Origin of the sequence: Aquimarina addita (assembly GCF_039539305.1) — a bacterium.
GTDB lineage: Bacteria > Bacteroidota > Bacteroidia > Flavobacteriales > Flavobacteriaceae > Aquimarina > Aquimarina addita.
In genome coordinates this window covers 1-14,832 of record NZ_BAABCW010000023.1, presented here as the reverse complement: position 1 = coordinate 14,832, position 14,832 = coordinate 1, and the positions used below count along the sequence as shown (strand labels likewise).

Genomic DNA, 14,832 nt, shown 5'->3' with positions numbered 1-14,832 from the left:
CTTGTTTTTAATATCTCGTACCCTTAGGCAGAGGTAGTTCATTCTTAAAAATGGCTTGATTGATAGATAGAATCCATAAAAAAACTACTTTCATAAGATTATTACGTATTTTTGAAAAAACCATTTAAATTTCACCCCAATGAAAATAAAATATTACACCTTCCTAATCGTCTTTTGTATAGGGAGTGCAATGATTAGTAATCTAAATGCTCAGCAATATAAAGACTCCAATAACACTACGGTTACTGCACAAAATACTCAGGTTTCTAATGCAGTAAAAATTGACCCTAAGGTATCAGAAATGGACACCCAATCAGAAGTATTAAGAAAAAATCAAAGTAATAGTAAAGCTACAAGTAGAAATAAGAGTAATAGTAGTGCAAAAGCTTCTATGTCAATTGATGAGGCAAAAAGACAGAGAGCACAGCGAATGCAAAAAATAAAAGCTAACTATGCAAATAAAAAAGAAAACGAAAAAAGTAAGAAAGTCACAGAGAATTAAATAATATTGTTTGTGAAAATAATACGATAAAGAATATTACTGTTTAGTAAGTTTAAAAAACTTCTAAGCAGTTTTTTATATGCACAAATTATGACACGATACCTAATAATTATTATAAGCCTTGTCTTATGTATAGCTTGTAAAAAAGAAAATAAAACAAAAGTAGCTCCACAATTTTTAAAAAGTGGTCCTTGGAAAGCTTCGTTAGCATTACAAGATGGTGAAGAATTACCATTTTTATTTGAAGCTTTTGATGATCAAACCATCAAAGTTTTTAATGCAGAAGAAGTAATAGATGTTGACCAAGTGAGGGTTGTAGGCGATTCAATTTTTATTCACTTCCCTGTTTTTGAGGGATATATTGCGGCTACTTTTAAAGATTCAATGACTTTTTCTGGTAGTTTTATTAAAGAAAGCGTAGATCGCAAGGTGCCATTTACAGCTTCTTACGGAGTGCAGGATAGATTTAATGTAATTTCGAAACCAATTACTGATATTACTGGAAACTGGGAGGCGGTTTTTAGTGAAGATACAGATGATGATAGATATATAGCTAAGGGTATATTTAAACAAAATGGTAATATAATTACAGGAACTTTTAGAACAACTACAGGAGATTATCGATACCTGGAAGGAGTATTGAATAAGAATCAACTGCAATTATCTACTTTTGATGGTGCCCACGCATTTTTGTTTGAGGCTACAGTAACCGATAGTACGATGAGTGGAAATTTTTATTCTGGGAATCACTGGAAAGAGCCTTTTACCGCAGTTCGTAATGAAAATTTTAAGCTGCCATCAGAAGATTCTCTTACCTTTCTTAAAAAAGGATATGATTCATTAGCCTTTAGTTTTCCGAACGAAAAAGGTGATTTGATATCGCTTAGTGATGACCAATTCAAAAATAAAGTATGTGTTGTTCAGGTTATGGGAACCTGGTGTCCTAATTGCATGGATGAAACCAAGTATTTTACAGAGTATTATAAAAATAAACCCTCAGATGTAGAATTCGTAGCCCTTGCTTTTGAATACGCCAAAACGCCAGAAAAAGCTTTTAAAGCGATTGACAAGTTACGATCCAAATTAGAGATACAGTATCCCATAATTCTGGCTCAGTACGGAACTTCTAATAAGAAAAAAGCACAAGAAAAATTACCAATGCTAAACCACGTTTTATCGTATCCCACTACTATTTTTATTGATAAAAAAGGAAAAGTGCGTAAAATTCATACTGGTTTTAACGGACCTGCAACAGGCCAAAAATATATCGATTACAAAGAAGAATTCGAATCTTTTGTAGCTATGTTAGTTGCAGAATAAGATGTTAGACTATATTCTTATTTTCTAAAACATTCCTTGGATTTTTTACAAAAACAAGGTAGTTCGTTTTTTAAAGCTTTGTATATTAGAGGCACATTCTATGCATATGAATTATTAAATTGATTAAGTTCATATACTTTTTAAAAACCAAATCTATTATATTTATTAAATATGAGTAAAGCTGTTTTTATTGCTACTATCGAACCTAATAGTGGTAAGTCTATTGTTGTTTTAGGATTAATGCGTATGCTACTTGGTAAAGTTGCCAGAGTAGGATACTTTAGACCAATTATTGACGATCCACGAGATGGAAAAATTGATAATCATATTAATACGGTAGTCTCACATTTTGAACTGGATATAAACTATAAAAACACCTATGCTTTTACCAGAAGTGAAGTGTTACAAAAATATAATCAGGGACGATCAGGAGATATTATTGATGGGATTATCAAAAAATTTAAAAATCTGGAAGAGAAATTTGATTTTATTCTTATAGAAGGAACAGATTTTTCTGATGAGGGAAGTATTATTGAGTTTGATATTAATGTGATTATCGCTAAAAATTTAGGGATTCCTTCCATTATAGTAGCCAGCGGAATTGATAAAACTAACGAAGAATTAGCTGGGAATCTAAAGTTAGCTTATGATACATTTTATAGCAGAGATGCAGAAGTAGTTGCTATCGTAGCAAATAAAGTAGAAAACAATGCTGAAAAAGAACTCAAACTAACATTAGCCAAAGAATTTGGTACAAAAGTAGAACAAATTGTCATTCCAAAAATAGGTTCTTTAATCCATCCTACTATTAAGGAAATAGTAAAGCAATTAGATGGTAAAATACTTTTTGGTAAAGAATTTATAAATAATCAGGCTGGAAGTTTTGGAGTGGGTGCTATGCAATTACATAATTACCTCACACATCTTAAAGATGATAGCCTCGTGATTACACCAGGAGATCGTTCTGATATCATTCTGGGTGCATTACAAGCCAGTGTATCTGATAATTATCCAAAAATTTCAGGAATTATACTTACCGGAGGAATTATACCAGAAAAGCCAATATTAAAATTAATAGAAGGCGCTTATTTATCTGTTCCCATCATATCAGTATCACAAGGAACATTTGCTGCGGTTAACATGATTGGAGCCATAAAATCAAAAATTTATGCTGACAATTTTCAGAAAATCAATACATCAATAAGTACTTTTGAACACTATGTGAATGAAGATCGTCTGTTAGATCCACTGATTACCTTTAAATCAGATAGTCTAACTCCTAGTATGTTTCAATATAACTTATTAAAAAGGGCCTTAGAACATAAAAAGCATATTGTGCTTCCAGAAGGATATGATGAAAGGATTTTACGTGCCACTTCCAGATTGTTAGCCTCTGATGTTGTTGATATCACATTAATAGGAGATAAAAAGAAAATTATTAATAAAGCGACTAAACTAGGTATATTAATTGATTTTGATAAAGTGAATGTTGTTTCACCAATAGAATCGCCTTTTTATGAAGATTACGTTACTACTTTTTATGAATTAAGAAAACATAAAAATGTGAATATGGATATGGCTAGAGATATGATGGCTGATGTATCTTATTTTGGAACCATGATGATTTATAAAGGACACGCAGATGGAATGGTGTCTGGAGCTATACATACAACCCAACATACCATAAGACCCGCATTACAGTTTATTAAAACCAAACCAGGAGTAAAGGTAGTATCTTCAGTGTTTTTTATGTGTCTGGACGACCGTGTTTCGGTGTTTGGAGATTGCGCTATTAACCCTAATCCTAATGCTACACAATTAGCAGAGATTGCAATTTCTTCGGCTGCCTCTGCTGCAGCTTTCGGAATTGAACCTAAAATAGCAATGCTATCCTATTCCTCTGGAACATCTGGAAAAGGTGAAGATGTAGAAATTGTAAGAGAAGCAACTACCATCGTAAAAACGAAACACCCTGAACTTAAAATAGAAGGTCCTATACAATACGATGCTGCCGTAGATATGAGAGTAGGCAAAAGTAAACTTCCTGATTCTGATGTAGCAGGACAGGCGAGCGTATTGATTTTTCCGGATTTAAATACGGGAAATAACACCTACAAAGCAGTTCAAAGAGAAACAGGAGCACTGGCAATAGGTCCTATGTTACAAGGATTAAATAAGCCAGTAAATGATCTTAGTAGAGGATGTACCGTAGATGATGTATACAATACTGTAATTATTACAGCAATACAGGCACAAGGACTTTAAGGTAAAATGAAGTCTTAAATACTAAGTATGATAGAAATTAGTTTCTGGTGGTGGAAGGAAAAGACAGATCTAAAAATTAATCAGTATATAGTTCATAATTGAATATAGGAAATAAAGGAACAGTGTAAGTGAAAGATTTACTGGTTCAGGAAAAAACAGCGTAAAAAATAATACATATCAAAAATGTACATTGTATGAATTGAGTATCAGATTTTTATACAGTACTCATTGTTTTGTGCTAACAACTCGATACGCTACATTAAAATATAATAGAATATGCAAATATTAGTATTAAACTCAGGGAGTTCATCTATAAAATTTCAATTATTTACCATGCCAGAAGCTAAAGTGATATGCTCTGGATTGGTGGAACGAATTGGTTTAGATAATGCAAAAATAAATTATAAAACAGCTTCTCAAGACATTGAAAAAATAGAAGCGATCCCTACTCATAAAGAAGGATTACAATTGATCGCTTCGTACCTGTTAGATACTACTACAGGAGTGATACAATCCGCTACAGAGATTGAAGTAGTTGGTCATAGAGTGGTACATGGAGGCAGTACTTTTGCCGCTACTGTAGAAATTAATAAAGAAGTAAAGGAAAAGATTGACAAACTTGCTGCACTTGCGCCATTACACAACCCAGCTAATCTACAAGGCATTCTGGTATCTGAGGAAATTTTTTCAGAAGCCAGGCAAGTAGCAGTTTTTGATACTGCTTTTCATCAGACTATGCCGGTTGAGGCATATAAGTATGCTATTGCTAATTCATTTCTGGAAGATAATAATATCAGAGCGTATGGTTTTCATGGAACAAGTCATAAATATGTCTCAGAAAAAGCGATCGAATTTTTAGGAAAACAAAAGACTAAAATTATTACAATTCATTTGGGTAATGGTTGTAGTATGACCGCAGTAAAAGACGGCAGGAGTATAGAGCATAGTTTAGGTTTTGCGCCTATGAATGGACTCATTATGGGAACAAGATGTGGAGATATAGATCCGGCAGTCATTTTTTATATGGTAAAATCTTTAGGTTATTCTCTAGACGAAGTAAATTCTTTGTTACAAAAAGAAAGTGGTATGCTGGGACTGACTGGATTTAGCGATTTACGTGACATAGAATCCGAAGCTGAAAAAGGAAACAAAGATTGCCAATCAGCACTAGCAATGAATGCATATCGAATCAAGAAATTTATAGGATCTTATGCTGCCATTATGAACGGTCTGGATGCAATCGTATTCACGGCAGGGATAGGAGAGAATTCTGATACTATGCGAACACTGGTTTGTAAAGATTTAGAATTTATGGGAATAGAACTAGATAGCCACAAAAATAGTATACGCACTAAGGAGATGAGATCTATAGAAATACCTTCTTCAAAAGTGAAAATTTTAGTGATTCCTACTAATGAAGAATTAGAAATAGCAAAACAATCTTATGAATTACTAGCATAAGTTGCTCTCTGTAATATTATAACTACTGATATTAATTTTATATTCATATAATATAATGCTATAATAAATAATACTATTTGGATGAATCTATTTGTTGATGATAAAAATAGAAAAAAATGATTCAGGAACTAAAATTAATTTACGGGCATCTTTTTGAAGAAGCTTTAATCAATGAAATTGTACAGGTAGGTATTTATAAAGATGTGCCATCTGGGTTTAAGTTAATAGATATAGGAGCATATGTAAGAAGTATGCCATTATTAATTTCTGGTGTCGTAAAAGTTTTAAGAGAAGACAAAGAGGGGAATGAACTTCTTCTATATTATTTAGAAAAAGGAGAAACTTGTTCTGTAACGTTAACTTGTTGTCTTGGACAAACGCAAAGTGAAATAAGAGCAATTGCCGAAATGGATACAAAATTAATCATGGTACCTATCCAAAAAATGGAAGAATGGACGTCTAAATACAAAACTTGGCGAAATTTCGTGTTTGAGAGCTATCACAATCGTTTTAATGAATTACTTATTACGCTAGATAGTATCGCATTCAGTAATATGGATGAACGTCTCTTAAATTATCTAAAGGAGAAAGCAAGAATTACAAATCAAAATACTATTTACAGTACACATCAGGAAATAGCAGATGAGTTACATAGTTCCAGGGTCGTAATTTCGAGATTACTTAAAAAATTGGAAAATATTGGAAGTATAGCTTTGCATAGAAACCATATCAGTATTATTAAATTATGAGTTTGTGTAACTCTTGTTACGTATTCCTACTTTATTGAATTATACCTTTACCAATAATAATTCAGGAAGCTATGTTAAAACAGTATTTCCCTATATTTAGTTGGTTAAAAGACTATAAAAAAATTTATTTTCAAGGTGATCTTTCGGCAGGAATAACCGTTGGCGTTATGCTAATTCCGCAGGGTATGGCATATGCTATGATTGCTGGATTGCCTCCCGTTTTTGGTCTGTACGCATCATTAATACCGCAGGTGGTTTATGCAATGATGGGTACCTCAAGACAATTAGCAGTCGGACCGGTAGCAATGGATTCTTTACTGGTTGCATCTGGATTAGGAGCATTAGTAATATCAGGTATAGAAGAATATATCTTAATGGCTATTTTTTTAGCCCTTTTTATGGGAAGTATTCAATTGTTACTGGGTATATTTAGAATGGGATTTTTAGTTAATTTTTTGTCTAAACCTGTGATTAGTGGATTTACTTCTGCAGCTGCAATTATCATTGGTTTGAGTCAGTTAAAACATGTATTGGGTTATGAAGTTGAATCTAGTAATCAGATTCACGTTCTTTTGCGCCATATATTAACAGGTATAGATCAGATCAATAGCTACACAGTTGTGATAGGTATGGTTGCTATCATTCTAATTAAAGGATTGAAAAAAGTAAGTTCTAAAATACCGTCGGCATTGGTTGTTGTGATTTTGGGGATAACAGGTGTATATTTTACAGAAATACACGAGGCAGGAGTTGCAATAGTAGGTTTTGTTCCTAAAGGATTACCAGGTTTTGTTATTCCTACAATTTCTTATGATAGAGTTTCAGAATTGGTTCCTATTGTGTTGACATTAGCTCTTATAGCATTTATGGAGGCAATTTCTGTTGCAAAAGCAGTAGAAGAGAATCATAATGATTATATAGTTGATGCTAATCAGGAACTAATTGCACTAGGTATATCTAATATTATTGGATCATTATTTCAATCATATCCGACTACCGGAGGTTTTTCCAGAACAGCTATTAATGATCAAGCAGGTGCAAGAACTGGAGTTGCTCCAATTATTAGTGCAATCTTAGTAGGTTTAACCTTATTATTCTTAACACCTTTATTTTATTATTTACCAAATGCTGTTTTAGCCGCAATCATTATGGTAGCTGTTTTTAATTTAGTAGATATTGAGTATCCTATTCAGCTTTATAAAAATAGAAAAGATGAATTTTTTTTACTTTTGTTTACTTGGATAATTACACTTAGTATAGGAATTAAAGAAGGAATTTTAATAGGGGTTTTAATTTCGATTATTTTAATGATTTATAGAACATCCTTACCTCATATAGCTGAATTAGGAAACATCAGTGGTACAAGTTATTTTAAAAACAAGGAACGATTTAGAGCTACTGTAGAAACAGATGATACTGTATTGATCATTCGTTTTGATGCACAGTTATTTTTTGGAAACAAAGACTTTTTCAAAAAAGAGTTGTACAAACTTATTGATGCTAAAGGAACAAAATTAGAAACAATTATTCTAAATGCATCATCTATCAATTATATAGATAGTAGTGGTGCTTATATGTTGAGAAGAAGTATTGAAGAATTAAAAAGTAAAGGATTCCGTTTTTTGATAGCAGAAGCCATTGGTCCGGTGAGAGATATTTTATTTAGTAGCGGATTGATTGATAGTATAGGTGTTCATAATCTCTTTGTACGTACAGAGGAGGCATATGAGTATTCACGTATCTTTGGTGAGAAAACAGAGATGCAAAAAATTATAACATTAGAATCAAAAAATAATAGTAATAATTTAGGGACTATGTAACAAAAGTTACTGTTTATAGAACGATCTCTGAATATCTTTGTACTAATAAATTTAAAAAAAGCGAACATGAACATTGAACAAATCTATACGGGTTGCCTTGCACAAGGTGCATATTATATAGAAAGCGAAGGCGAAGTAGCAATCATTGACCCATTAAGAGAGATAAAACCTTATATTGATAGAGCAAAAAGAGATGATGCAACAATCAAATATATTTTTGAAACACATTTTCACGCGGATTTTGTAAGTGGTCACGTAACATTAGGAAAAGAAACGGGAGCTCCTATAATTTTTGGACCAAATGCTAACCCATCTTTTGATGCGATTATAGCAGAAGATGAGCAAGAATTTACGTTAGGCAAAGTAACTATTTTAGCACTGCACACACCAGGCCACACGATGGAAAGTACCACATATCTATTAAGAGATGAAAACGGTAAGGATCATGCTATTTTTAGTGGAGACACACTGTTTCTTGGAGATGTAGGGAGACCAGATTTAGCTCAGAAAATGGGTGTTTTGACAGAAAAAGATTTGGCAGGATACTTATATGATAGCTTACGAACTAAAATAATGCCACTAGCCGATGATGTGATTGTATATCCGGCACATGGAGCAGGATCTGCCTGTGGTAAAAATATGATGAAAGAAACGGTTGATAGCCTTGGCAATCAAAAACAAATGAATTATGCGCTACGCGCTGATATGACTAAAGATGAGTTTGTTGCAGAGGTAATAGATGGATTACTGCCACCACCTCAATATTTTCCACTCAATGTTAAAATGAATAAAGAAGGGTATGAGGATATTGATGAGGTATTAAAAAAAGGTACCAGAGCTTTATCCCCAAAGGCATTTGAAGCAGTAGCTACAGAATCTGGTGCTGTAGTTCTTGATGTGCGTCATCAGGATGATTTTGCAAAGGGTCATATTCCCAGATCTATATTTATTGGACTAGATGGTAGTTTTGCTCCTTGGGTAGGAGCATTGATTGCAGATGTTAAACAACCAATTTTATTAGTAGCAGACCCGGGACGAGAGGAAGAAGCAGTAACAAGGTTGTCCAGAGTAGGATTTGATCATACATTAGGATATTTAGAAGGAGGATTTCAGGCTTGGAAACAAATGATGAACGAGTATGATACAGTAAGTTCTGTAAGTGCCATTAAATTTGAAAACGAATTTGATGCAGAAAAAAAAGTTGTTTTTGATGTCCGTAAAGAAAGTGAATATCTTTCAGAACATATAATAGGTGCGACTAATACACCTTTAGATTTCTTAAATGATCATCTGGGAGCTTTTCCTGATGATGAACCATTTTTTGTACACTGTGCAGGAGGATACAGAAGTATGATCGCCGCGTCTATCTTAAAAAGTCGGGGTATACATAATCTTGTTGATGTCCAGGGAGGTTTTAAGGATATTAAGGAAACAGCAATACCGGTTTCAGCATTTGTTTGCCCTACTACTTTGTAAAAAAGGAAAGTCATAGCAAACATGTCATTAGAAAAAATAGAGTAAAGGTACATTATGAATACAAAACTAGATACTGACTACTGGGAAAACAGATATATAGAAAACACAAGTAAATGGGATCTAGGAGAAGTATCTCCACCTATTCGATCCTATATTGATATGATTGAAAATAAAGAATTAAAAATACTCATACCGGGAGGAGGTAATTCATACGAAGCAGAATACCTATATCATCAAGGGTTTAAAAATACATGGGTAATAGATTTAGCCCCAACTCCTTTAGCTAATTTGTTAAAAAGAGTTCCGGATTTTCCGCCAGAACAACTTATAAAAGGAGATTTTTTTAATTTAAATGATTCTTTTGATCTGATTATTGAACAAACTTTTTTTTGTGCACTACATCCAAAATTAAGAGAGAATTATGTACACAAAATGCATGATTTATTACATCCAAACGGGAAATTAGCAGGACTCCTGTTTAATGTACCCCTTAATATAGATAAACCCCCTTTTGGTGGTAGTGAAGAGGTGTATCGTTCTTTGTTTCTTCCATTTTTTAATATAGAAGAAATGAGTGTAACTGCTAATTCTATAGCGAGTAGAAAGGGTAGAGAACTTTTTTTTCAATTTGTTAAAAAAGCATGAGTGCATTTACCTTCTACTACAAAATGAATAATAAAAACAATGATACTGATATATTCTGATGCTATGTAACTTATGTTACTTACAATATCTATTTATTGTCATTTATTTGTTAAAAAATAAATTAAATGAATTGGATATATGAACCCTGGCCTTGGTATATAGCTGGTCCTATGATTGCATTTATCATGTTTTTATTGATAATGGTGGGGAAAAATTTTGGAATGTCTTCTAATCTTAGAACTATGTGTGCTATGTGCGGTGCAGGTTCTAAAGTGGATTTTTTTAAGTTTGACTGGAAATCTCAAAAATGGAACATGGTAGTCATTACCGGAGCAATTATTGGAGGTTATATCGGATCTCAGTTTTTGTCATCTAATACTGAAGTTGCCATTGCATCGGATACTATAACAGACTTACGTAAGCTTGGATTTATTAGTGCTGGTCGTACATATCTACCTACAGAACTTTTTGACACTAGCTCGTTTATGGATATTAAAAGTATTATTATTTTGGCGATTGGTGGTCTTTTAGTTGGTTTTGGTGCAAGGTATGCAGGAGGATGTACTTCTGGACATGCCATATCTGGATTAAGCAATCTACAACTACCATCCTTAATCGCTGTGATTGGGTTTTTTATTGGTGGACTTACTATGATTCATTTTATTTTTCCTTTAATTTTTTAGACTATGAGGACCGTTATATATTTAATAATAGGAATACTTTTTGGTATAACCATGTATAAGTCAGAAGCAGCCTCCTGGTTTCGAATTTATGAAATGTTTAAGTTTGATGCATTCCATATGTATGGAATTATTGGTTCTGCCTTAGTCATCGGGGTAGTAATTATACAACTGATAAAAAGGTTTAAAATAAAATCTTTTTATGGAGAGAAAATCCAGTTTACTCCAAAAATGAAAGGTTTTAGCCGATATATGTATGGAGGGATTATTTTTGGTTTAGGTTGGGCATTGGCGGGAGCTTGTCCTGGCCCCATGTTTACATTGATAGGCGCAGGATATTTGCCTATTCTTATCGTTATAGGCTTTTCTATACTAGGAACCTTTCTATATGGTTTGTTAAAGAGTAAGTTACCACATTAGTATAACTTATTAACAACAAATAGTTTGTGTTAATTGCTGTTTATCAGTTTTTTATATGTTTTTTTTGTGTAAAGTTAAGATTATCAACATATTGAATAATGATTTGATAACATTTTACGTTAGTAAGTTTAATAAATAATTTTTAGCTTCGAGGTTTATAATACTAACTACACAAACTCACAACATGAAAAAATTAGTACTACTACTGATAATGGGATTCGCTGTTATCGGTTACGGACAAATCCCTTCCTATTATGATGATACGAATCTAAGTTTATCAGGACAATCGTTAAAAAATGAATTAACCACATTAGTAACAAATACACAAACTACAATTCTATCGTATACCCCAGGAGTCTGGGATGCATTAAAAGTGGCAGACGCAGATCCTGCTAATGCTAATAATGTAATACTTCTTTATGGTTGGGAAGGTGGTTCAGATAGTGATCTCACCAATGATAGAAGCAGAGATAAAGACAGTAATGGTGGTAGTAATGGTGATTGGAACAGAGAACATAGTTTCCCAAAATCCTTGGGAAATCCCAATTTAGGAGAAACAGGGCCAGGTTCTGATGCTCATCATTTAAGACCTACTGATGTACAGCGTAATTCTTCTCGTGGCAGTCGTAAATTTGCGGATGGTTCCGGTAATTCTGGTACTACTTCACAAGGATATTGGTATCCTGGAGATGAATGGAAAGGTGATGTTGCACGTATGATGATGTTTATGTATGTACGATATGGATCCCGTTGCTTGCCTATTGATGTTGGGGTAGGAAGTTCTGTATCTACTGATAGTGATATGATTGATTTATTTTTAGAATGGAATGCAGAAGATCCTGTATCAGCATTAGAAATACAGCGCAATCCAATTATAGAAAACATACAAGGTAATAGAAATCCATTTATCGATAATCCTGCATTCGCCACTCAGATCTGGGGAGGACCACAGGCAGAAGATCTTTTTGGAGACACTGGTGGAGGAGGAGGAAACAATACTCTTTGTAGTACAACAATTAGTTCGTTTCCTTATAGTCAAAGTTTTGAAAATACCTTTGGTTCATGGAAACAAGCTTCTTCTGGTGATGATTTTAACTGGGCTACGCGTTCTGGCAGTACCCCTTCTTCTAGCACAGGACCTAGTGCTGCGGAAGCAGGTTCGTATTATATCTATATGGAATCTTCCAGTCCTAATTACTCGAGTAAAAGAGCAATTTTATACTCGCCTTGTTATAATTTATCAAGTGCTAATCAGGCAACATTTTCTTTTAATTATCATATGTATGGCGCTACTACGATGGGAAGTCTAGCATTAGAGGTTAGCCTTAACGGAACTAGCTGGACATCTATCTGGAGCGCTTCTGGAAATAAAGGAAATTCCTGGCAAACAGCTTCTGTTAATTTAGGTGCTTATCTTGGTGAAACGATACAGTTACGTTTTAACGGAGTAACAGGTACCACCTGGCAAGGTGATATGGCTATAGATAATATAAGTTTATCTACTAGCGGAAATACTGGTGGTGGATCAACTCCAGGAAATATTACACTTAGTATTACCTTTGATCAGTACGCATCAGAAACAAGTTGGGAAATTCTTGATGATAGCAATCAGGTTGTTTATTCTGGAGATAGTTATGATGATCAGACTAATGGATCCTCGATCGATTTGTCAGGCCCATTGGATGCTGGATGCTATACGTTAGTTTTTAGAGATAGTTATGGTGATGGTATTTGCTGTAGTCATGGTAATGGATCGTATGTGCTATCTGATACTTCTACAGGTACCGTATTGACTTCTGGTGGAAGTTTTGGGTCTCAGGACAGTAAAAATTTCTGCATCGGTACTGGAGCTAGAGAATTTACTCAGGCAACTACAGATACAAAGATAGCTGTCTCAAGAGGTTTTGATTTCACATTGTATCCTAGCCCAGCGACTGATGTGATTACAATACAAATGGTAGAGCCTATGGATGAAGCTAGTTATACTATTATAAATCATGTGGGGCAAATTGTAAAAAGCGGTTTTGTAAGTAAAGAAGCAATACAATTAGATAATATAGCCTCTGGAATGTACTTTCTACAGATTAAAACCGGAACAAAAACAAGTACCAAAAAATTTGCTAAAAAATAAAAGCAGATCATATTAGTGAAAAATATTAGACCGTTTCACTGAAATGTTTTAATACAAAAATAAACAGACCCTCTTTTCTTGATGATTTGAGGGTTTGTTTGTACTACTATTATATGAATATCAGTGCTGTGCTGCACAGTAAACTAACATCATCGTTTTTTGTTTGATACTTTTTTAATTTTCTTTAGGTTGACCATATAATATTTTTCCTTGGACTTCCTTTCTTATCTTTTAAGTAACCTAAATATTTAGTTAAATACGATTTGCCTATTTTATTGTTTAATCCAATATTTGATTCTCCTATAGCAAAGTCATATGCATAGCTATCCCAATCAGAATAATGTTCTTTTACAAAAAAGATAATAGATTTCATAAGATCAAGTGCATCTGTTTTTTGCAAGAAACCGACATCAGTTGATGCAGAAATAATATGAGACAAAACTACTGCTAAAACGGCTTTTGATCCGTTTTTGTTCATATCCCACATTTTTGCATCTATATTTTCAGTGACAGCTACATTTTTTAAAATAGTTTCATCGGTACTTATAACACCTATTCTGAAAAATGTAGACAATGTTACTACACAACTTTCATTATCGATAATTCCAAAATCTCGTTTTAAAAATTTTGTAAAATCTTTTTTATGGTCTTCTAATTTTGGATACGCTCCAAATGTATATAGATGAATAGGGTATGAGTCATCATCATCCGAATTATTAAATAAGGTGAACCAATCTCCAAAAATTATGATTCTAAATGGAGCTCCAAGTGCAGTTCCAAAACTCTCAATATATCCTATTTTTTCAATACGTTCCTTGTCGTTTTTTTTAGAATTTTTAATTTCAGTAGCTTCAGTAGCAATCTCTTCTTTTGCTTCTGCAATTCCTTCTTTAAAAGAAGATACTAGTTCTTTAAAAAATTTGATCATAATTTTCTATGTAGTTAGATTAGTATAGACTTTGCTATGGTACAGTAAACTATCATTATATTAATTAATTTTTAAAAACTACAATTAAAACCGAATTCCACCTCCACTAAGTAAACCACCAAAAAATAATATACCACTAATTATAGCACCCATTTGGGACATAAAACCTATTCTTCCAGAAAGCCATCCTTTGATAATGGTTGCGATAGATAGTAATACTTGGTGTGTTTGTTTTAAAGCCATGGTATCATTTTTATGATTTTAGATCGTGGATAATAAGTAATTTAATAATTTACTGTTTTACAACGAATATGATACTCCCAATGCTTAGGACAGGATAAAGATATTTTTAATTTCTAAGAAGCCATTTGTTTTTGATAAAATATTTGATTTGGAGGTACTTTTCCGATTTCAGTATGTCTTCTTTTGGTGTTG

Annotated in this window: 13 protein-coding genes; 11 read left to right on the top strand and 2 right to left on the bottom strand. The window is 33.2% G+C overall.

Annotated elements, in window-relative coordinates; translation table 11 throughout:
• The first annotated feature begins 139 nt into the window (after positions 1 to 139).
• The 11 genes from ABD816_RS19265 to ABD816_RS19215 all read left to right on the top strand — a co-directional run bounded on the left by ABD816_RS19265 (position 140) and on the right by ABD816_RS19215 (position 13,469).
• A complete protein-coding gene (locus ABD816_RS19265) occupies positions 140 to 502 on the top strand; it encodes a hypothetical protein (RefSeq protein ID WP_344930184.1) in 363 nt (120 codons plus the stop codon).
• Between the two features lie 90 nt (positions 503 to 592).
• On the top strand, positions 593 to 1,822 hold the full coding sequence (locus ABD816_RS19260) for a TlpA family protein disulfide reductase (RefSeq protein WP_344930183.1): 1,230 nt from the start codon (positions 593 to 595) through the stop codon (positions 1,820 to 1,822).
• A gap of 171 nt (positions 1,823 to 1,993) precedes the next feature.
• A complete protein-coding gene (pta, locus tag ABD816_RS19255; RefSeq protein ID WP_344930180.1) occupies positions 1,994 to 4,087 on the top strand; it encodes a phosphate acetyltransferase in 2,094 nt (697 codons plus the stop codon).
• 276 nt (positions 4,088 to 4,363) lie between these two features.
• The gene (locus ABD816_RS19250; protein ID WP_344930178.1) at positions 4,364 to 5,548 is read left to right on the top strand and encodes an acetate/propionate family kinase; all 1,185 of its coding nucleotides are present in this window, start codon (positions 4,364 to 4,366) and stop codon (positions 5,546 to 5,548) included.
• Between the two features lie 116 nt (positions 5,549 to 5,664).
• Positions 5,665 to 6,297 (top strand): Crp/Fnr family transcriptional regulator, encoded by a 633-nt coding sequence (locus tag ABD816_RS19245; RefSeq protein ID WP_344930176.1) that lies wholly within the window; start codon positions 5,665 to 5,667, stop codon positions 6,295 to 6,297.
• Positions 6,298 to 6,368: 71 nt separating this feature from the next.
• Complete coding sequence (locus tag ABD816_RS19240; RefSeq protein WP_344930175.1) at positions 6,369 to 8,117, top strand: SulP family inorganic anion transporter; 1,749 nt, start codon at positions 6,369 to 6,371, stop codon at positions 8,115 to 8,117.
• Between the two features lie 66 nt (positions 8,118 to 8,183).
• Positions 8,184 to 9,593, top strand: a complete 1,410-nt coding sequence (locus ABD816_RS19235; protein WP_344930173.1) for an MBL fold metallo-hydrolase — start codon at positions 8,184 to 8,186, stop codon at positions 9,591 to 9,593.
• 54 nt (positions 9,594 to 9,647) lie between these two features.
• Positions 9,648 to 10,238 (top strand): methyltransferase domain-containing protein, encoded by a 591-nt coding sequence (locus ABD816_RS19230; RefSeq protein ID WP_344930172.1) that lies wholly within the window; start codon positions 9,648 to 9,650, stop codon positions 10,236 to 10,238.
• A gap of 125 nt (positions 10,239 to 10,363) precedes the next feature.
• Complete coding sequence (locus ABD816_RS19225; RefSeq protein WP_344930171.1) at positions 10,364 to 10,921, top strand: YeeE/YedE family protein; 558 nt, start codon at positions 10,364 to 10,366, stop codon at positions 10,919 to 10,921.
• A 3-nt stretch (positions 10,922 to 10,924) separates the two neighbouring features.
• Positions 10,925 to 11,338: a DUF6691 family protein gene (locus ABD816_RS19220; RefSeq protein ID WP_344930169.1), complete on the top strand. Its 414-nt coding sequence runs from the start codon at positions 10,925 to 10,927 to the stop codon at positions 11,336 to 11,338.
• 184 nt (positions 11,339 to 11,522) lie between these two features.
• Complete coding sequence (locus ABD816_RS19215; protein WP_344930168.1) at positions 11,523 to 13,469, top strand: endonuclease; 1,947 nt, start codon at positions 11,523 to 11,525, stop codon at positions 13,467 to 13,469.
• 184 nt (positions 13,470 to 13,653) lie between these two features.
• Here the strand turns inward: ABD816_RS19215 and ABD816_RS19210 are convergent, their stop codons facing one another.
• A complete protein-coding gene (locus ABD816_RS19210; protein ID WP_344930166.1) occupies positions 13,654 to 14,397 on the bottom strand; it encodes a DUF1266 domain-containing protein in 744 nt (247 codons plus the stop codon).
• 84 nt (positions 14,398 to 14,481) lie between these two features.
• Complete coding sequence (locus ABD816_RS19205; protein WP_344930165.1) at positions 14,482 to 14,640, bottom strand: hypothetical protein; 159 nt, start codon at positions 14,638 to 14,640, stop codon at positions 14,482 to 14,484.
• Positions 14,641 to 14,832: the final 192 nt, after the last annotated feature.